A 19,703-nucleotide genomic window follows, 5' to 3' on the forward strand; every position below is an offset into this window, starting at 1 on the left:
GCTAAGTGCGCAACGTCCTGTTGCAACGCCTGCCTAACCTGCATCATGCAGGCCTCCGACAAGCAAATGTTCCAGAGAAAAAGGGTGGTTTCTCCCTTTTACTCTTTATGGGTTATTTGACCAAGGAAAAAGTGTTTTATCTTTTTCCTCGAGGGGCTGGGCGCTGGAGCTGGATTACTACGGAAATATCGTACAAGAAAAGCACTAAACACTTATACTTTCTTAGTTTATAAAAAACAGCAGTGGGCTTCTACACAGAGAAATCCACTGCTTTCTTATCTCCTATCTGGGTTTAGACACTTCCCATTTTTGGCAAATTAGTTGTAGGACTTCACTTCGATACTTTCTTATCATCATATAGGAAAGTAAGTAAATCACCAGTCCAAATACCACTAAATTGATAACCATGCCGAATAGAAATGCTTTGCCTACCTGAAAGCTAGCTTCAATCGCTTCTTCTGTATCACCAAGGCTTTCTTCAAGTTCAAATACATCAATCGGTATAAACAGTTCACCAATGATGACATTTAAGTAAAAAAACAGAGGAAATAACCAAAGGAAAGAAAGTCCACCAATAAACCCTGCCAGTGTATTGGCTCTAACGAGTTTAGCACTAGCTGCTGATAAAAGAGGGCCTAATCCAAATGACGGGACAAAGTTCATCAGTGACCCCACTGTAAATCCTACTGCGATGCTGTGAGCATTACTTTTAATACGAAATAGTCGAATAAGTAGATATTTTATTTTTCTTAGTTGTTTATTGATCATGATTCACCAACTTAATCCTAGGATTATAAAATACATGCTCTCTTTCAATCATTGACCTAAATTAGTACATGATATACTAACTAAAAAATTTACGGATGTGATAAACATGATGCGATACAAAAAAGCGATTCCTAATATGCTTACACTCGGAAACCTCTATTGTGGATTTCTTTCCATTGGTTTTGCAGCATATGGACAATTTAACAATGCAGCCATACTCATTTTAATCGGGATGATGCTAGACAGCATGGACGGTCGATTAGCACGGATGTTAGGAGCCGATAGTAACCTTGGTAAGGAGCTCGATTCACTTGCGGATATTGTGACATTCGGTGTTGCCCCTTCCTTTCTAATTTACTATACATACTTTCACAAATTTGAATTACTTGGACTTGCGATTGCAGGATTATTCCCATTATTCGGAGCCTATCGTCTAGCAAGATTTAATGTGACTCCAACGAAATCATCTCTTCAATATTTCGTAGGTGTTCCCATTACTGCTGCAGGTGGGATTTTAGCACTACTAACTTTATTTGGCGAAATCATTCCACAAATTTTCACCACTGTAGTCTTTACCGGCTTATGCTTTTTGATGGTTAGCCGAATTCGAATTCCTAGTTTAAAGGAAGTACCTCTTCCTAAGTATGGTACAATCGTTACACTATTTCTCGGCTCTCTATTGTATGTGATTTACCGAGGAACGTACGAGCAATTTCCTTATTTAATTTACATTGCCACTCCGATTTACATTGCCTATTTAGCCTATTTGTTTATTAAGACTAGCAAAAAATAAACCGTGCCCTGTCACTTATGGGTACGGTTTGTTTTTTTTATAAGGCTTTTTTCTCAGACATTGTTGTTTTTGAACGTGTTCGTTCCATTGCGCTCCAAACACTTGCTTTCCGCGGGGAGGAAGTCGAGCCTCCTCGGCTTCGCCTGCGGGGTCTCGACCTTTCCTCTATTTCCCGCAGGAGTCAAGTGTTTTCCGCTCCATTACACTACTGTATATATTCGATAGAAAAAGAGCCTTTGTTTATAAGAACTCACTGCTTTTTTTCAAACTTCAAGCATGGATTACCGGATGATTGATGCACGGCAGCTGAAGGCATATGGGGCGTTTTGAAATTAAAAGCCTTGCAGCCTCTTGGAAAGCTTTTGTCCCATGTTATATAGAAATGCTTGCATTGAAAGCAGTTTATTTTTTTCTGCGACATGATCCTCAATCCTTTTATAAAAATACTACCAAAAATTCCGCGTTTGCCTATAGTCCATTTTCTAGCGATAGCAATAGAATAATTATATAACAAATCTGGACTTTATAAGGAGATTTAGTGAAATAACCAATTATTAGAAAGGGTTGTGAGTGTACTATGAATGATCAAAATCATAAAAATAAGCTGTCTCCCGCTGCTCAGGAACCATTTAAACATGTTATGAAATCTATGGATGATTTCTTTAATGCAAAGCCATTACGAGGAGTCATGAATTCTATAGATGACTTTTTCCAACGCTCATTTGTCCCTGCCTTTCCTGTTGATTTATACGAAACAAAGGATGAACTGGTGATCACAGCAGAAATTCCTGGAGTGAAACGCGAGCAAATTTACCTGGATATTGTAGGGAATACATTACGAATTTCAGTTGAACATCAAGATGAATTAGAGGAAAAAAACACTGTACACAACTATTATCGTAGAGAGCGAGCCTACCATCGTTCCGAACGAAATGTTCAACTGCCATACACAGTCTCTGAAAAGCAAGTGAAGGCAACCTACCAAAATGGCATCTTAAAAATTAGAGCACCAAAAGGACAGCGCAGAAAAAGCCGTATTCAGATTGAGGAGTAGGTAGATTTCATTTCTAAGCCACTCACTTTTGTAAAAATAAGTATTTTCGTTGAAAAATAGATAACTTTCGTTGATACCAAAGCCATCTTCGTTGAAAAATCTAAGATTTCGTCGAAATGTCCTGCTATTTCGTTGATAACTAGTGTTACCTCGCCAATATCCTATATTATCCAGAGTCTAATTCCATCTAGCGACACACCAACATAGAAAAAGCAAAGATTCGCAATCATTTTAGACTGCGAATCTTTATTTTTATCTAGCTACTGGCATCTTTTTAAACATAAAGGCTAAAAGAACAACGCATCCCATATAGCCGAATAATGGGTACAGGTATTTAACTAAAGAATCAAAGCCAATTAGGCTTATAAAGTAACAAACTAATAAAATGGATAGGATCACTGCTTTCTTTGGAGTTTCACTGAAAGATAGCTTTCGAGCAATTCCATAGACATTTCCAATAAGGGTTGTATAAATTTCACTGTAAATTACTAAGACGAATAATAGATGTACGACTGTTCCGATCAATTTAATGATTTCACCCATTGGAATGCTATAGGATGTCATATTCGGAATCGTGATTAACGCGAAATGGCTAGTGATGAGTATAAACGTTAAGCCAAATCCGCCTAGAAATCCACCCCACTTAATAATTCTCTCATTAGCACTGTCTCTCCCTAATGGGACGAGAACAGCTTGACCAAGAACAAGGTTATAAGCGGCATAAGCTAATGCACTTAAGAGCACCTTACCAATATTAGACGATTCCCCGTAATAGCCTGAAGCCTCCGGAAAGGCCGTAATGACAATTAAACTAAATAATAGCATTAAGGGTACGATGATTGAGTTTACTAGTAATAACCCTCTCATCCCTCTAATTACAGCAATATAACAGAGAACAAGAGTTAACCATATTCCTAGCTGTGCTGGTAATCCCAGTTGCTCACTAAATACGGCCCCCGTTCCAGAAAGCATCACAGAGGTTACACCAAAGAGCATGATTAATAAAACCGCATTAATCCATCTACCTATTTTTTCACCAAATAGAAATTCATTTACCTCTTGATAAGAATTTGCATCAATTCGTTTGGCAATTAGCATAGACTTCATTCCGATCCACACGAATAGATACCCACTTATTAAAATTCCGAGCAGTCCAATCATGCCGTACTGCGAAAAGAATTGAACAACCTCTTTGCCGGTAGCAAAGCCTGCACCAACGATTGTTCCTATGTAAGTTGCTGCAACCTGTAATATAGCTTTTAGATCTCTCACGATTTCACCTTCTCGAAAAGTTATTTATTACACTATATGTTTAAAAGTTGGTGAAAAGACGAGCTTTTTTGGTATGATGAATATGGCACATTTATCAAAAACTGTAATGATATGACGAAATTTGTTTTGTGAGCTATTAATCGCATATACTAGTACTAGTGAAATTTCTAGCAACTGATGCAATTTATTAAAGTGAGGTCCTATATTGTGAACATAGATAATCCAAAATCACTGATTGTAATATTCGGAGCAACCGGAGATCTAGCTAATCGTAAGCTATTTCCCTCTTTATATCGTTTATACATAGGCGGAAAGCTATCTGAGCAATTTGCAGTGGTAGGTGTAGCGAGAAGACCTAAATCAAATGAGCAATTTAGAGAGAACGTGAAAGACGCTCTCCTTGAAGCTGGTTTACCTCCTCAAGAGGATGAAAAAATCAATACGTTCTGTTCTCATTTTTATTACCATCCTTTTGATGTCCAAAGTAGTGACTCTTATATTCAATTGAATTCAACTTTAGAAATGCTAGATCATGATTATCAAACAGAAGGAAACCGAATCTTTTATTTAGCAATGGCACCTGAATTCTTTGGTATGATTGCCTCTAACTTAAAATCTGAGGGGTTAACAAAAACTTCCGGCTGGAAGCGCCTTGTTATCGAAAAACCATTTGGACGAGACCTCCCTTCTGCTGAGGAATTAAATGAACAAATTAGAAATGCCTTTTCCGAAAACGAAATTTATCGTATTGATCACTACCTAGGAAAAGAAATGGTTCAAAACATTGAAGTGATTCGCTTCGCTAATGCGTTATTTGAGCCATTATGGAACAATCGATACATATCCAACATACAAGTGACCTCCAGTGAAACATTAGGCGTGGGAGATCGTGCAGGCTATTATGAAAAGTCTGGTGCACTACGAGATATGGTTCAAAATCATATGCTTCAGATGGTAGCTTTACTTGCCATGGAGCCTCCAAGCAGATTAAATACTGAGGAAGTTCGTAGTGAAAAAGTTAAGGTATTTCGTTCATTACGACATTTTTCCGTGGATGAAGTGGATGACTATTTTGTTAGAGGTCAATATAAAGGTGGAACTCTCGGTGATAAAGAGGTTATTGGCTACCGTGAAGAAGCACAAACCTCTCCAGAGTCTAATACAGAGACATATGTAGCAGGAAAGCTTTTAATTGATAATTTCCGCTGGGCAGGTGTTCCTTTCTATATTCGTACAGGTAAAAGAATGGCCGCCAAATCAACGAAAATTGTTATTGAATTTAAAAATCTTCCGATGAATTTATATTTCCCTGCAGGAGAAGAGCAGCAGCCGAATCTCCTAGTGATTCATATTCAACCAGAGGAAGGTATTACTCTACATATTAACGCAAAAAAGTCGGGTCCATCTGGTGAAACGACTCCTATCAAAATGGATTTTAGCAATCAAAGCACAGCCGGAATCAACACACCAGAAGCTTATGAGCGTCTGATTTATGACTGCTTACGCGGAGACGCAACAAACTTCACCCACTGGGATGAGGTTGCTCTTTCTTGGAAATTCATTGATTCAATTTCTCAAGCATGGGCAGCAAAAAAAGCAACCTACTTTCCAAATTACGAAGCAGGCACAATGGGCCCAGATCAAGCCGATATGCTGTTAGAAAAAGACGGCTTCCAATGGTGGTCTTTTAATAAGTAAGAGTTTTTAGGTTGAAAAATTTGTAATAGATTTCCTACCTGGGGGACTGGGTAGGTTTTTTTGTGTGTTTTTTTTGATGACGGGGGTGGTTGGGAAGTTCGTTGGGGGTGGAGTTACGCAATTGTTATTTACTCTCACGCAATTATGGCATTGTTTCACGCAATTAATCTTACCTTTCATACATATATGTCTCAGCTTACGCAATTGTACTCTATTCCCACGCAATTGATCCTAATAAGGCCTCTCTGCTCCCCTAAATCATGACGGTTAGACGGAATTTAACTATTTGACCTCTATCTTTAGCAAAGTATCATGTTTTCTTAATCCTTCTTGCTGGTTTTTTGTGCGTGTAGTCACTGTTACGCAATTGTTGTCCATTTTCACGCAATTAATCTTAACTTTCATACATATATGTCTCAGCTCACGCAATCTAACTCTATTCTCACGCAATTCATCCTAATACGGCCTCTCTGCTCCCCTAGATCACCAGGGTTGGATGGAATTTAACTATATGACCTCTATCTTTATCGAAAGTGTCATTTTTTTAAACCTTCTTGCTTGTTTTTTGTCCGTATAGTTGAATTTACGCAATTGTTCTCCATTCTCACGCAATTATTGCCTTAACGCACGCAATTAACCTTACCCTTCATACATATAAGTCCCAACTCACGCGAATATATCTATTCCCACGCAATTGACCCTAATAAAGCACCTCTTCTCCTCTGGATTTACTATGATCGGACGAGATTACCCATAAATATACTTGCTTTCACATATTAATTTGTCTTTTAATTCATTTACTTTCACTTTCCTACTGAAAATAGTAAATCTCTCCAATCCTAGCAGGATTATTAACCTCTCAACCCGAATTAGATTCTACTAAATAGAAAGGAGCACAATACATGATAAAAAAAACAAGAGAGATACCACTTATAATTCTAAAGCTACAAGCATTATTAAGGAGATTACCACCATCCCATCCCAAAAGGCCTCTCATTCAAGAAGACCTTGCCAAGTACCTCGCAGGTTTTAAAGGTGAACAAGCAGTTGATTACTATTTATCATTCCTTCCACAAGATAACTACCAGATCTTCCACGGTCTACGACTTCAGCTAGGAACACACTTTTTTCAAATGGATATTCTCTTTCTCTCACCAAAATTTATTCTTATTTGCGAAGTTAAAAACATTGCGGGAACCATCCTGTTTGATTCTCAATTCAACCAACTCATTAGATCCATAAACGAAATTGAAGAAGGTTTTCAAGATCCTATACTACAAGTGAAAAGGCAACAACTTCAACTGAAAGAATGGTTAAATACAAACCAAGTTCCAACAATCCCGATTGAAACTCTCGTTGTCTTCAGCAATCCACAAACCATTATTAAAACTCTTAATACTAATTCCTCGCAAGTTCCCAAGAAAGTGATACACAGCACATTTTTTCCTTTTAAAATTGAAGAATATGAAAAAATCTATAAAACATCACTTCTTACTAATAAAGAACTAAAAAAGCTCACATCCCTTCTACTAAAAAGACACACTCCCTACTTTCCTAACTTGCACAGTCAATATGACATTCAGATGTCCGAAATTCTTAAAGGAGTTGAATGCACAAATTGCTTTTCAATCCCTATGACAAGAAAAAATGGGATTTGGCACTGTCCTTATTGTTGCTCCACCTCTAAAACGGCACACAATTCGGCCCTTATTGATTATTCATTGCTGATTTCTCCAACTATCACAAATAAGGAATGTAGAGAATTTCTTAACCTACCATCAAGAAACTCTACATTTCATCTATTACAGTCAATGAACTTTTCACATGACGGCACAACAAAAGGTAGAAAGTACTTCCTCCCAACAACATAAAAAGACCTCGTTTCCATTGAAACGAGGTCCTGTACGTCTAGTTTATGCCATCCAATTTGTATGGAAGGTTCCTTCTTTATCAACACGTTGGTAAGTGTGTGCACCAAAGTAGTCACGCTGCGCCTGTAATAGGTTAGCTGGTAAGGTTTCAGTACGGTAGCTGTCATAATAAGCAATTGCACTTGATAAGCACGGAACTGGAATCCCGTTTGATACTGCGATTGAAACTACTTCACGAACCGCTGATTGGTAGTTTTCTAAGATTTCTTGGAAATATGGATCTAATAATAAGTTAGCTAGCTTTGGATCACGATCATATGCTTCCTTAATTTTTTGAAGGAATTGAGCACGAATGATACAACCACCACGGAAGATCATGGCTATCTCACCATAGTTTAAATTCCAGTTATATTCTTCAGATGCTGCTCTCATCTGTGCAAAACCTTGTGCATATGAGCAAATCTTGCTTGCATATAATGCTCTACGTACTGCTTCGATAAATTCTTTTTTATCGCCAGCAAACTCTTTCTTTTCAGGGCCTTTTAAAATCTTACTTGCCTTTACACGCTCATCCTTTAATGCTGAAATAAAACGAGCGAATACTGATTCAGTAATGATTGGAAGTGGCACTCCAAGATCTAATGCACTTTGGCTTGTCCACTTACCTGTTCCTTTTTGACCAGCTTTATCCAAAATTACATCTACCATAGGCTTACCTGTTTCTTCATCAAACTTTGTGAAGATATCTGCTGTGATTTCGATCAGATAGCTATCTAACTCACCCTTGTTCCACTCAGCAAAAATTTCATGAAGTTCTTGTGCAGATACCCCTGCAATGTTTTTAAGTAGGAAATATGCTTCACTAATTAACTGCATATCACCGTATTCAATACCGTTATGTACCATTTTCACATAATGTCCTGCTCCATCTGGACCAATATACGTACAACATGGCTCACCATCAACCTTAGCTGAAATATCCTTTAAAATTGATTCTACTAGCTCGTACGCATCCCTTTGTCCACCTGGCATAATAGAAGGTCCAAGAAGAGCTCCTTCTTCTCCACCAGATACTCCAGTTCCAACAAAGCGAATACCCTTTTCAGCAAGCTCTTTATTTCTTCGCATTGTATCAGGGAAATAAGCGTTCCCACCGTCAATTATAATATCTCCCTCTGTTAAAAGAGGTAGTAGTCCTTCAATCGTTGCATCTGTTGCCTTACCTGCTTGAACCATGATTAAAATTTTACGAGGTGTTTCTAAAGACTCTACAAATTCCTCTAAAGTATATGTAGGTGTTAATTGTTTACCTTCGTTCTCTTGAATCATTTGATCTGTCTTTTCACGAGAGCGGTTAAAAACAGATACCGTGTAACCTCTACTCTCAATATTAAGGGCTAAATTTTTACCCATTACTGCTAAACCTATTACACCAATTTGTTGTTTTGCCATAGCTTTATTAACGTCCTTTCTGTTGCCTAAATAAAATAAACTTTATGTATGCTATTCTTCATATCTATTCTCCATCTTATTATAAACGTTCTGAAGAGAAAATAAAAAACTGAAGCTACAAATTTATTATTTGCAATATACTTTATTCTAAAAATCTTTTTCTCAATTCAGGGGTGGGCACCATACATTGATCTCTTTTACCAAACCATTTATATCTGTTTTTAGCAATAACACTGTACATATAATCTCTGATAGGGCGAGGAATGATATAGAACAAGCGTAAGATGTTAAAGGTCCCTCCAAGTTCACCACATATCGCTAAAGCTGCATCTGATTTAAAGTATATTTTTCTTCCTTTAGAAAATATCATGCTCTCAAAGTGTTCTGCTTCAAGCTGTTGACTCAGTAAAAGTTGCTGGCCAGCCTTAGATTGTAGCGAAGCAAATAACAGTTTTTCAGATGAATCTTGGCGAATTAAGAACTGAATCGCACCGTTACACAGATTACATTCTCCATCAAAATAAACAACTGCATTTTTCATCACTTATCCCCCTCTTGTAATATCAAAACAAATTAGTCGCTAAATGTCTATTAGTTCTAGCTGACCGCTAAAAATAATGCTATTTAACGAACAAATAAAAATTATTCTAAAATAATTAAAGTTTCCTTTTTTTACATCTTCACCTACAATAGCTTTATCACATTATTTTAAAGGGGAGTAAAAATGAATAATTTTTCTGTAAATTTAGAAAAGTACGCAGAACTAACAGTTAAAATCGGACTAAACATACAACCTGGTCAAAGGTTATTAATTGCTGCACCACTAGTATCAGCAACATTTGTAAGAGAAGTTACGAAAGCTGCCTATCGCGCAGGAGCTAAGGATGTACATATCGAATGGGCTGATGAAGAAATTACTAAAATCAAACTTGAAGAAGCACCAGAAGAAGCATTACATGAGTTTCCAACTTGGAAAGCAAAAGGCTACGAAGAAATGGCTAAGGATGGATGTGCCTATTTATCCATTGCAGCTTCTAACCCAGACTTACTCGCTGGTGTAGATCCAGACCGCATCGCTACAATGAACAAAACCTTCGCACAAAACATGAAGGGTTTTAGAAAAATGACGCAATCCAGCCTGATAAGTTGGTGTGTCGTATCTGTTCCAACGAAAGAGTGGGCAGCTAAGGTGTTTCCAAATCTTAAGCCTAACGAACAAGAAACTGCCCTATGGGAGGCAATCTTCTCGTGTACTCGCTCAGATTTAGAGGACCCAGTTAAGGCGTGGGAGGAGCACGGTAAAAACCTTCAAAGCAAGGTAGAATATCTTAACAACAAAAAATACAAAAAGCTACATTTTAAAGCGCCTGGAACAGATCTAACGATTGAGTTACCAGCAAAACACATCTGGGTTGGTGGTGGAGCAAAGACTGCAGCAGATGTTAAATTCACACCTAACTTACCAACAGAAGAAGTCTTCACAACACCACACAGAGAAGGCGTAAACGGCGTTGTTAGTAGCACTAAACCTTTAATATACGGCGGAAACATGATTGACGAGTTCACTTTAACCTTTGAAAACGGACGCATCATTAACTATACAGCTAAGGTCGGCAAGGAAACACTTAGACGATTAATCGAAACAGACGAAGGCTCACATCGCCTTGGGGAGCTCGCATTAGTTCCACATTCTTCACCAATTTCACAATCAAACATATTATTCTACAATACCTTATATGACGAAAATGCATCGAACCACTTTGCAATCGGATCGGCTTATCCCATCTGTATTGAGAACGGAACTAGCATGAGTACAGAGGAACTAACAGAGGAAGGGTCAAATTCAAGTTTGACACATGTAGATTTCATGATAGGGTCAGCAAAAATGGATATTGATGCTGAAAATGAGGATGGAAAGTTGGAACCACTCTTTAGAAATGGAGATTGGGCGATTTAAAAAGTAAAAATAAAACACGATGATTGCTGATCATCGTGTTTTTATCATTTGTTTTTGAAATAGTTGCTGAAGGTCTTCCTTGTTTTCGATAATATCAGCCAGGCTGTATTGTTCAAGAACAGAGAGGTAAGAGCTTACAGCTTTGTTCAAAATCCCCTTCAGTTTACATGCCGAACTAATGATACAACCTTTATTAGTTGGGTCAAAGCATGCAGCCATATAGAAATCATCTTCTGTCTTCTGGATAACCTCTCCAATATTGATTTCGTGAGGTTCTAAGGCAAGCTTAACTCCACCGTTTCTTCCTCTAACTGTTTCAATATACCCAAGTTTCCCTAAATCATAAATTACCTTCGTTAGGTGATTCTTAGAGATTTGGTATACTTCTGCGATCTCTTTAATATTAACTAGTCGGTCTTCAGAGAGTGTAGCTAAATAAATCAGCACTCTTATCGAATAATCTGTGTAACTAGTAAGCCTCAACGTTTTTCTCCTTTTCTCCCGATATTCCTATCAATAAGCATAACATACCAAACTATATAATTGGTTCAATTTTGCCTAACTTGCGCATACAGTTGTTTTTCGCTTATTTTATTTCGTTAAAGATTTGACGTTTATGTAAGATTAATATTAAAAAAAATCGCTTCGTAAAAGGATATTCTTATATGAAAATCGCTTAACATTGCATAAGAAAAATTATGCTGTATTGGTAGCTAACCTTTTCTATTAAATAGATTACAAACAAAAATAATAGGGCATACTATTTATATGTCTTCAAAAGACTATATTTTTACTAGTATAAGAGTTTTACATAAAACTTTTATATAAGAAAGATGCCTATTTTGTGAGTAATTTAACTATCCTAAAAAAGCGAATGATGTCTTATTTTGACTTGACTCTTATTTACAATTATTATAAAGTAGGATTGGTTATAAAGGTGGAGGGGAAAAGATAATGCCGACTATCGTTATTTATAGTAGTACTGGATGTCCGTATTGTGAAAAAATAAAAAATGAACTAAAAGAATGGGGTTACACTTATGAGGAACGCAATGTAACTGATAACCCAAAATTCTTTGATGATCTTCATGAACAAGGGATGTTTTCTACCCCAGTCGTATTTATTGATGGTGAAGCCTTTATAGGATATCGTCCAAAGAAGATGAAAAAGGCGCTCGGCGTGACAGAAGATCAGGTTAAAACAACCGAATCTAGTGATGCTACACCTGTTTTATTCGAAGAACCATCAAAAGAAATATTTGAAGAAGTATATGACTTTGTGGCAATCGGCGGAGGTCCTGCTGGAACTTCAGCAGCAGTGTATGCGGCCCGCGCTAGATTAAAAACATTAATCATAGATAAATCACCATCTTCTGGGACTCTAGCAATCACTCATAAAATTGCTAATTATCCTGGTGTACCCGGAGAAGTAACTGGACAGGAATTACTAGAGAAGATGCATATTCAAGCAAAGGATTTTGGAACAACTATGATCCGTTCTAATGTTCTAAGTGTAGATTTCTCTGATGAAGACATTAAGAAATTAGTTCTTCCTGAGGGAACAATTAAAGCCAAAAGTGTATTCATCGCTGTTGGTGCAAAGGCTCCTGGAAGTAAGATTAAAGGGGAAGAAGAATTTACAGGACGCGGTGTAAGCTATTGTTCAACATGTGATGCGGCATTTTTCGCTGATCGAGCTGTAGCTGTTGTCGGTGATACTGACGAAGCTGTCCATGAATCACTTGCACTTGCAAAATTTGCTAGAGAAGTACTATTGCTTGTACCGACTAACAAGTTTAAAGGTGACGCGAATATTGACGAGCTAAAAGCAGCTGGGAATGTTACAATTTACTATAACCACCGCCTTAAAGAGATTCATGGTGATAAAAAGGTTCAGTCTCTGTTAATTCGTGATGCTGATAAAAACGAAGTGACGTGGGAAGTAGATGGAGTATTCTTATACCTTGCTGGCTTAAAGCCTGGAACTGATTTCCTACAGGATTCTGTAAAAAGAGATTCCGAAGGTTATGTAGTAGTAGACGAAACATTAAAAACTAGCGTAGATGGAGTTTATGCAGGTGGAGATGCTCGTAGAACTCCAATTAAGCAAGCTGTTATCTCAGCTGCTGATGGATGTATTGCAGCATTAAGTGCAGATCAGCATGTAAACAAGCGTAAGCAAATGAGACCACAATATAGTTAATTTCTAAGAGAGTTTCGGCTCTCTTAGTTAAATTATAAATTACATATTTTTAAAAGGAGGATAACCATGCCAAAAGGAGCAACAGAAACTAAAACGCTCAAAGTTGGTGATCAAGCACCCAACTTTTCATTAAAAGCACATGGCAACCGTGAAGTTAGTCTATCGGACTTTCTTGGCAAGAAAAATGTATTTATTGCATTTTATCCTTTAGATTGGACACCTGTCTGAGGCGCGCAAATGCCTTCTTACGAGGATGACCTCGAAGACTTTGAAGGCTTAAATACCCAAGTTTTGGGTATTAGTGTAGACAGTGTACCAAGTCATGAAGCATGGCAGAAATCTCTTGGAGAAATTTCTTATCCATTATTATCTGACTTCCACCCACAAGGTGCAGTAACAGATGCTTATGGAGTTCGCCATGAAAAAGGTATGTCAGAACGTGCATTATTCATTATTGATAAAGAAGGAATCATCCGCTTTATCGATGTGCATCCAATTGACAAGCTACCTGAAAATGAAGAAATCTTAACCGAGCTTGCTAAGCTTGAGAACAGATAATGTAACGCTTTAAAGGAGTGGGGGCCTGTCCCCCACTCCTTTACTTTGTTAAAGTACTCCCCTAACCAACATCTAGGCAGCCCCCACTTACCCTCAACAATAAAATACTTAACTTGATATGGATTTTTCATCAACTTTTGTGTGAAAATGGTAGAAGAATAGTAAGAAGAAGATAAAATTGGAGGACTTTATGAACAATATAAAAAGCATATGTGTATTTTGTGGCTCTAGTACTGGTGCTCATCCAAATTATATAGAACAAGCTAAAAAGCTAGGTGCGTTCTTAGCTGAAAACGATATCGAGTTAATTTATGGTGGCGGTAATGTAGGAGTGATGGGAGAAATCTCTAGGACAGTGATGAGTCATGGAGGCAAAGTAACAGGTGTAATCCCAAAGCTCATTCATGAACGTGTTGATCATGTTGATTTAACAAACCTACATATTGTTGAGAATATGCATGAGCGAAAGGCTAAAATGTATGAACTATCAGATGGATTTATCGCATTACCTGGTGGAATCGGTACACTTGAGGAACTTGCAGAAGTGATGACATGGTATCAAATTGGCTATCATGGAAAGCCGATTGCCCTTTTTAATATCAATCAATTCTACGATAAATTTATCGACTTGCTGCAGCACATGGTAGGCGAAGGATTTCTAAAGAAAGACTATCTTAGTAGTTTAATTCTAGATAGCAATCCAGAAGTTTTACTGGAAAAGATGAATGCATTTGAAGGACAAAAAATAGATAAATGGGGATAATGCTATCCCCTAAGTTTTTTCCACCTTTGTAAAAAAACCTGCAACTAAAACAACTAAACCTCCAATTAGAAGCATGAAATTGAAGACAATCAGACTGGCAACTCCCTCCATTGCCTTCCATTCACCAAAAACAGGAACAAGAATCGGATAACTAAAAATTGCTGTCAATATGATTAGCAATCCAAGTAGTATTCTTCTTCTTTTTTGCTTTGAGGTCAAGTACATAGAAAGACCTATTAGAACCAATGCTATCAGAATTAATATATAAACCATAAAATCCTTCACCTTCCTAAAAACAGGTCAATTCGAAATGAATTGACCCTATTAGTATCACTAATTTTTATTGAATCCTTTTTTCTCAACAAACTCCTTCATATACATACGTCTCGGAGTCTTCAATGAATTTGCCATTTGGGAAGTCCAAGTGTCAGTTCGTTGACCGTTTGTACGCTCTTTATAATAATTCGAAATGGTTTCGTTGTATTGTTTTAACTGGTTTATATAAACCTCTTGATCAGCTTGGTACTGATCTTCATGATAAATATGTTCAAATGGGAGTCTCGTCTTCTTCCCAGAATCAGCAGCAGGATAGCCCACCGATAATCCGAACAATGGGATAACTCGGTTTGGAGTATTTAAAAGCTCACTTACCTCACCGAGCTGATTACGTAACCCACCAATATAACAAATACCAAGTCCCATAGACTCTGCAGCAACCGAGGCATTTTGAGCTGCTAAGGAGGCATCAATTACAGCTACCATAAACTTTTCTGTGCTCTCTAAAGATTCCTCAACATCTTTGTTCTCCAATTCACCTGCGATTTCATGACGATATAAATCAGCACAAAACACAAAGAAGTGACCATTTTCCGCCACATAGGATTGATTACCGGCTAACTCCGCCAGCTTTTTCTTTTTCTCAGGATCTTTCACTCCGATGATACTGTAAGCCTGAATATAACTTGACGTAGAGGCTGCTTGAGCGCATTCTACAATTGTTTTAATTTGTTCGTTTGTTAATGCTCGATCCTCAAAATTTCGAATCGAACGATGGTTAAGAATAGTCTCTATTACAGTATTCATAAATACCCCTTCCTACACACATAAGTATTTGGTCTCTTTCATGATAAGCAATAATTTCCCACTCTTCAAATATGTTGCATTATAATTTTCGGAAAATTCTTACAGATGGTTTTAATGGTGAAGATAATGGGTAAATCAATTACATCTTTTATTCCATAATATAGTCAAAATTCTAGTAAATACTATAAGTAAAGGAGGCTGCAAAATGAAAGATGTAACAAAGGTATATTGGATTTCTCTCGTTATTGCCATAATATTTGTTATTTGGGGAGTCGTTACGCCTGAACGTCTAGGTGAAGTAATGGACGTGACAAAAGGCTTTTTTCTAACGCAGTTTGGATGGTTTTATCAGCTTGCAGCAAGCTTTTTCTTTGTGTTTGCATTGTTTTTAATCTTTAGTAAGTACGGAAAGATTAAGCTCGGAAAAGACGATGACAAGCCTGAATTCAGTCGACCTACCTGGTTTGCGATGTTATTTAGTGCCGGAATGGGGATTGGTTTATTATTTTTTGGAGTCTCAGAGCCTATTTCACACTTTATCAGTCCACCATTTGGTGAAGGAGGTACACCTGAGGCAGCTAGATTGGCTTTACGCTATACCTATTTACACTGGGGATTTCATGCCTGGGCCATTTATGCAACCATTGCACTTGCCCTAGCTTACTATAAGTTTAGAAAAGACTTACCAGGACTTATGAGCGCCACACTGTATCCTATCTTAGGAGAAAGAGTAAAAGGTCCAATTGGAACAATTATTGACACCATCGCAGTATTTGCCACGATTTTTGGTGTAGCTGCTTCACTTGGATTAGGTGCACAGCAAATAAATGGTGGTTTAAGTTATGTATTTAATGTACCAAATAATTTCGCTACACAGCTGATCATCATTTCGATTGTTACTGTGTTATTTATACTATCAGCCTCAACAGGTATACAAAAAGGAATCAAATACTTAAGTAATCTTAACATGGGACTAGCGGTGAGTATGTACAAAACCTCCCTAGTATGGGGCTCCGTTTGTTGGAACCTTTATCGCCCGTGTGTCCAAAGGTAGAACAGTACGAGAGTTTGTACTGGCCGTTACGATTATCCCATCTGTAGTTTGTGCCATCTGGTTTGCGGTATTTGGTGGAACAGCCATCAACTTTGATTATAATTTAGGCACCAATATTGCAGGTCAAAGCCTAGAGACCGCTCTATTTTATATGTACGAGCAACTTCCATTAACCAATGTTTTAATTATTACGACCCTAATCTTGATTTCAACCTTCTTTATTACATCTGCGGATTCAGCAACGTTTGTACTTGGTATGCAAACAACGAATGGTAGCTTAAACCCTAATAATTTCGTTAAAATCACGTGGGGACTTGTCTTAGCTCTATCGGCAGTTGTTCTGATGGCATCAGGAGGGCTAAGTGCTATGCAAACAGCTATAATTGTGAGTGCTTTTCCTTTAACCATTATACTAATAGCAATGTGCTTCTCACTATTAAAAGACTTTAAGAAAGAACGCCAAGCTGAAAAAAAAGTCCGTTAGCACCATTGCAAACGGACCTTCAAGAGAAGAGCATGTTGCTCTTCTCATTTTTTAAAAGAAATCAACTAAGCTTGTATTTCTGTTTGGCACCGATTCACTCAAAAGTTGGATGTCCTTCAAATTCCCTTGAATCGATCCCACCTCATGTAAAAATTGTGCTTTTTGTGCACGTAGCAATACAGCTGTTAGGGATTGAATGTCTAAAGTTAGACCCTGTTCCCCTGAACTTGCTTCCGAAATCTCTCCATTACTAAGTTTAAGTGATGTACAATTCCACTCAGCCTGTTCATCCTTTATATGTAAAACTAGTTCACCCTCTTGGTGAAGAAATGGATATTGACTTAGAAAAGCTTTCGCGTCTACTATTCTAGCCATAAAATAAGGTACTATTTCAATCTTTACTTTTGGATTTCTCAGTAAGAATGGCAACTGATCATCCTCTGTTAGCACCAGCTCTACCTTATCCACCATCGAATCATGCTGACAAATAAAATTCCAAAGACCTCTTCTTGCTTCTTCATCCAAATAGACAAATTCCTGAACATCAAGAAGCTTCTCCGCATTTTTAAACAAAAGATAACCAGTTGGAGTCCCAGCTTCGTTTGTATAAATAACAAATTGATACTCTGGTGATACAATGCTTTGCTGCCACCATGAAAGATCTCTTTTTAGCATACCATTATACTTTTTAGTGAAGCTTTCATACATTTCGTAGACAGGTGTTAATTCATCTGTTATTCGACTAACTTTACCAGGAGCAGCCTTCATAAAGTGCAGGTCCTTCTTTTCAACCGTTACCTTCTTTTGCGAAAAGCAAAACTCCCATCCAAAGCGACGATAAAAATGAAAGTCAAAAGGATGAAGAAAACTGATGCTTTGTCCTTTGTCCTTCATAGATTGAAGTGATTGATTGATTAACCTAGATACACTCCCATTTCTACGGTACTCCGGCCATGTTGCAACTCCTGCAATTCCTCCCATCGAAATTGGTTGCTCACCAAGAAAGACCTGTAGTGAAAGAATATGAAGCTTGGAAGTAAGACGACCTTGATCAAACTCTCCCCAAACCTCGTGCTTCTTAAAGCCTTCCTTTCTCTTAGGAAGGTCCGATTCAGGTACTTTATATTGAAAAGCATATTGTGAAAGCTCTAGGCTTTCTTTAAAGTCATCTTCAGTTAGCTGTCTGATTTCTGGCATATGGATTCTCCTTATTCCTCTAATTATCTCGATTACCGAAATTTTTTCATTGCAAAATTCCCAAATACCTCCTACACTTATATCAACTTACTAGTAAAGAAGGTTAGTAACATGAACTCATCTACAGATCATACACAGGCCGTTGGTATGGCTGCCACTGCTGGTTCCTACTTAATCTGGGGCTTTCTTCCTCTGTACTGGAAGCTAGTTCAAGACATCTCTCCTGGTGAAATTCTGGCACATCGTATTGTCTGGTCGTTTGTCTTTATGCTTCTTATTTTAACGGCTGTTGGAAAGATTAGGCAATTAAAAGTTGATTTAAGAGAACTTTTAACCAACCGAAAAAGACTAATTGGTATCTCACTTGCCTCTGTAGTCATTAGTATGAACTGGGTCATTTACATTTGGGCCGTTAACGCAGATCATGTCGTTCAGGCTAGCCTTGGCTATTATATTAATCCACTTGTTAGCATTCTGCTCGGTATACTCGTGTTGAAGGAAAAACTAACAATTTGGCAAACTGTTTCCTTTATCTTGGCTGCAATTGGCGTTTTAAACTTAACCATCTACTTCGGAACCGTTCCGTGGGTAGCATTAGCCTTAGCTATAAGCTTTGGGATATATGGGTTAATCAAAAAGATGGTCCAGCTTGGAGCAATGGTTGGTCTTACAATCGAAACTCTATTTGTTACACCATTTGCCCTACTGTTCCTAGGAATGACCCATGCTGGTGGAGAAGGAATCTTTATGGCAGATCTGAACCTGACCCTCATTCTGATGGGTGGAGGAATTGCCACAGCCGTTCCGCTGCTTCTATTTGCTACTGGCGCCAAACGAATTCCACTGTCGATGGTCGGTATTTTACAATATATTGCACCAACCATTATGCTCATGCTTGGTGTCTTTCTTTATAAAGAGCCATTTACAGATACCCATCTCGCTTCGTTCATCTGTATCTGGACTGCCTTAACACTATATACCGCATCAAAGACAAAATGGTTTATTTCGATGGAACATAAGCTCCTGCCAACTAAAAAATCTATGCAAGGATAAGAGATTAGCGTCTCTTGTCCTTTTTTGTCGTGAAATGAGGTTAGTTGATTGGTAGATTAGGGAGGTTTGGGTGGAATTGCGTGAGATTCGAGAAATTTGTATTAGACACCAAACTATATGTATGAACGCGGAAGGTAATTGCATGTTCACTATACAATAATTGTGTAAGAATGCACATGAATTGCGTAACCACCCTACTCCATCGAGGTAATTTTAACCTTGTAAATGTTATATTTCCACATAAGTTTCTCTCAATTCCTTCTTTCCTAGTCTACTAATAAGTTTCAGGTTAATTAGTCAGCAAGCAAATATTCATTAGATCCTTCAATAGACACTAAATTTAATAGAAGTTTGCGTTTAAAACGCCCCCTTAGAAAACATTGTACTCTCTGTACTGTTTGATTTGCTTTTTTGCAGATATAACTCAAAAAAGCCAGGACTTCC

Annotated in this window: 17 protein-coding genes and 1 pseudogene; 10 read left to right on the plus strand and 8 right to left on the minus strand. The window is 37.7% G+C overall.

Annotated elements, in window-relative coordinates:
- Window positions 1-282: 282 nt before the first annotated feature.
- On the minus strand, window positions 283-768 hold the full coding sequence (locus G4D63_RS14775) for a DUF2062 domain-containing protein (protein WP_163180449.1): 486 nt from the start codon (window positions 766-768) through the stop codon (window positions 283-285).
- Window positions 769-877: 109 nt separating this feature from the next.
- On the opposite strand from G4D63_RS14775, the gene pssA reads away from it, so the two are divergent.
- Window positions 878-1,561: a CDP-diacylglycerol--serine O-phosphatidyltransferase gene (pssA, locus tag G4D63_RS14780; protein WP_163180626.1), complete on the plus strand. Its 684-nt coding sequence runs from the start codon at window positions 878-880 to the stop codon at window positions 1,559-1,561.
- A 577-nt stretch (window positions 1,562-2,138) separates the two neighbouring features.
- Window positions 2,139-2,615 (plus strand): Hsp20/alpha crystallin family protein, encoded by a 477-nt coding sequence (locus G4D63_RS14785; RefSeq protein WP_163180450.1) that lies wholly within the window; start codon window positions 2,139-2,141, stop codon window positions 2,613-2,615.
- 252 nt (window positions 2,616-2,867) lie between these two features.
- Here G4D63_RS14785 and G4D63_RS14790 read toward each other — a convergent pair whose 3' ends face one another.
- Window positions 2,868-3,887 (minus strand): YkvI family membrane protein, encoded by a 1,020-nt coding sequence (locus G4D63_RS14790; RefSeq protein ID WP_205603865.1) that lies wholly within the window; start codon window positions 3,885-3,887, stop codon window positions 2,868-2,870.
- Window positions 3,888-4,094: 207 nt separating this feature from the next.
- On the opposite strand from G4D63_RS14790, the gene zwf reads away from it, so the two are divergent.
- Window positions 4,095-5,585, plus strand: a complete 1,491-nt coding sequence (gene zwf, locus G4D63_RS14795; RefSeq protein WP_163180451.1) for a glucose-6-phosphate dehydrogenase — start codon at window positions 4,095-4,097, stop codon at window positions 5,583-5,585.
- Window positions 5,586-6,487: 902 nt separating this feature from the next.
- The gene (locus G4D63_RS14800) at window positions 6,488-7,456 is read left to right on the plus strand and encodes a nuclease-related domain-containing protein (protein WP_163180452.1); all 969 of its coding nucleotides are present in this window, start codon (window positions 6,488-6,490) and stop codon (window positions 7,454-7,456) included.
- Between the two features lie 42 nt (window positions 7,457-7,498).
- On the opposite strand, the gene gndA is transcribed toward G4D63_RS14800, so the two are convergent.
- Window positions 7,499-8,908: an NADP-dependent phosphogluconate dehydrogenase gene (gene gndA / locus G4D63_RS14805; RefSeq protein ID WP_163180453.1), complete on the minus strand. Its 1,410-nt coding sequence runs from the start codon at window positions 8,906-8,908 to the stop codon at window positions 7,499-7,501.
- Between the two features lie 142 nt (window positions 8,909-9,050).
- Window positions 9,051-9,449, minus strand: a complete 399-nt coding sequence (locus tag G4D63_RS14810) for a thiol-disulfide oxidoreductase DCC family protein (RefSeq protein WP_163180454.1) — start codon at window positions 9,447-9,449, stop codon at window positions 9,051-9,053.
- 183 nt (window positions 9,450-9,632) lie between these two features.
- Here G4D63_RS14810 and G4D63_RS14815 point away from each other — a divergent pair, with 183 nt between their 5' ends.
- A complete protein-coding gene (locus tag G4D63_RS14815) occupies window positions 9,633-10,865 on the plus strand; it encodes an aminopeptidase (protein ID WP_163180455.1) in 1,233 nt (410 codons plus the stop codon).
- Window positions 10,866-10,895: 30 nt separating this feature from the next.
- Here the strand turns inward: G4D63_RS14815 and G4D63_RS14820 are convergent, their stop codons facing one another.
- Complete coding sequence (locus G4D63_RS14820) at window positions 10,896-11,348, minus strand: Rrf2 family transcriptional regulator (RefSeq protein WP_163180456.1); 453 nt, start codon at window positions 11,346-11,348, stop codon at window positions 10,896-10,898.
- A 471-nt stretch (window positions 11,349-11,819) separates the two neighbouring features.
- Here G4D63_RS14820 and G4D63_RS14825 point away from each other — a divergent pair, with 471 nt between their 5' ends.
- From G4D63_RS14825 to G4D63_RS14840, 3 genes are all read left to right on the plus strand, one after another.
- Window positions 11,820-13,067 carry an FAD-dependent oxidoreductase gene (locus G4D63_RS14825; RefSeq protein ID WP_163180457.1) on the plus strand — a complete coding sequence of 416 codons (1,248 nt, stop codon included), beginning with the start codon at window positions 11,820-11,822 and terminating at the stop codon, window positions 13,065-13,067.
- Between the two features lie 66 nt (window positions 13,068-13,133).
- The gene (locus tag G4D63_RS14835; protein ID WP_239585986.1) at window positions 13,134-13,625 is read left to right on the plus strand and encodes a peroxiredoxin; all 492 of its coding nucleotides are present in this window, start codon (window positions 13,134-13,136) and stop codon (window positions 13,623-13,625) included.
- A gap of 190 nt (window positions 13,626-13,815) precedes the next feature.
- Window positions 13,816-14,388, plus strand: coding sequence for an LOG family protein (locus G4D63_RS14840; protein WP_205603868.1), 573 nt, complete (start codon window positions 13,816-13,818; stop codon window positions 14,386-14,388).
- A 9-nt stretch (window positions 14,389-14,397) separates the two neighbouring features.
- Here G4D63_RS14840 and G4D63_RS14845 read toward each other — a convergent pair whose 3' ends face one another.
- Window positions 14,398-14,661: a hypothetical protein gene (locus tag G4D63_RS14845; RefSeq protein WP_163180460.1), complete on the minus strand. Its 264-nt coding sequence runs from the start codon at window positions 14,659-14,661 to the stop codon at window positions 14,398-14,400.
- A gap of 60 nt (window positions 14,662-14,721) precedes the next feature.
- Window positions 14,722-15,471: an oxygen-insensitive NADPH nitroreductase gene (gene nfsA, locus G4D63_RS14850; protein WP_163180461.1), complete on the minus strand. Its 750-nt coding sequence runs from the start codon at window positions 15,469-15,471 to the stop codon at window positions 14,722-14,724.
- 205 nt (window positions 15,472-15,676) lie between these two features.
- Here nfsA and G4D63_RS22540 point away from each other — a divergent pair.
- Window positions 15,677-17,009, plus strand: a pseudogene (locus tag G4D63_RS22540) (BCCT family transporter).
- A gap of 51 nt (window positions 17,010-17,060) precedes the next feature.
- On the opposite strand, the gene G4D63_RS14860 reads toward G4D63_RS22540, so the two are convergent.
- Window positions 17,061-18,206, minus strand: coding sequence for a GNAT family N-acetyltransferase (locus G4D63_RS14860; protein WP_163180462.1), 1,146 nt, complete (start codon window positions 18,204-18,206; stop codon window positions 17,061-17,063).
- A gap of 111 nt (window positions 18,207-18,317) precedes the next feature.
- Here G4D63_RS14860 and rarD point away from each other — a divergent pair, with 111 nt between their 5' ends.
- The gene (gene rarD, locus G4D63_RS14865; protein WP_163180463.1) at window positions 18,318-19,259 is read left to right on the plus strand and encodes an EamA family transporter RarD; all 942 of its coding nucleotides are present in this window, start codon (window positions 18,318-18,320) and stop codon (window positions 19,257-19,259) included.
- Window positions 19,260-19,703 lie beyond the last annotated feature (444 nt).

Origin of the sequence: Bacillus mesophilus, from assembly GCF_011008845.1 — a bacterium.
Lineage (GTDB): Bacteria > Bacillota > Bacilli > Bacillales > SA4 > Bacillus_BS > Bacillus_BS mesophilus.

What these genes read in the sequence shown, in the direction of transcription:
- G4D63_RS14815 (WP_163180455.1), top strand. Translation starts at nt 9,633, where the DNA reads ATGAATAATTTTTCTGTAAATTTAGAAAAGTACGCAGAACTAACAGTT.
- G4D63_RS14840 (WP_205603868.1), top strand. Translation starts at nt 13,816, where the DNA reads ATGAACAATATAAAAAGCATATGTGTATTTTGTGGCTCTAGTACTGGT.
- G4D63_RS14800 (WP_163180452.1), top strand. Translation starts at nt 6,488, where the DNA reads ATGATAAAAAAAACAAGAGAGATACCACTTATAATTCTAAAGCTACAA.
- G4D63_RS14810 (WP_163180454.1), bottom strand. Translation starts at nt 9,449, where the DNA reads ATGAAAAATGCAGTTGTTTATTTTGATGGAGAATGTAATCTGTGTAAC.
- nfsA (WP_163180461.1), bottom strand. Translation starts at nt 15,471, where the DNA reads ATGAATACTGTAATAGAGACTATTCTTAACCATCGTTCGATTCGAAAT.
- rarD (WP_163180463.1), top strand. Translation starts at nt 18,318, where the DNA reads ATGAACTCATCTACAGATCATACACAGGCCGTTGGTATGGCTGCCACT.
- G4D63_RS14845 (WP_163180460.1), bottom strand. Translation starts at nt 14,661, where the DNA reads ATGGTTTATATATTAATTCTGATAGCATTGGTTCTAATAGGTCTTTCT.
- G4D63_RS14860 (WP_163180462.1), bottom strand. Translation starts at nt 18,206, where the DNA reads ATGCCAGAAATCAGACAGCTAACTGAAGATGACTTTAAAGAAAGCCTA.
- gndA (WP_163180453.1), bottom strand. Translation starts at nt 8,908, where the DNA reads ATGGCAAAACAACAAATTGGTGTAATAGGTTTAGCAGTAATGGGTAAA.
- G4D63_RS14785 (WP_163180450.1), top strand. Translation starts at nt 2,139, where the DNA reads ATGAATGATCAAAATCATAAAAATAAGCTGTCTCCCGCTGCTCAGGAA.
- G4D63_RS14775 (WP_163180449.1), bottom strand. Translation starts at nt 768, where the DNA reads ATGATCAATAAACAACTAAGAAAAATAAAATATCTACTTATTCGACTA.
- pssA (WP_163180626.1), top strand. Translation starts at nt 878, where the DNA reads ATGCGATACAAAAAAGCGATTCCTAATATGCTTACACTCGGAAACCTC.
- G4D63_RS14825 (WP_163180457.1), top strand. Translation starts at nt 11,820, where the DNA reads ATGCCGACTATCGTTATTTATAGTAGTACTGGATGTCCGTATTGTGAA.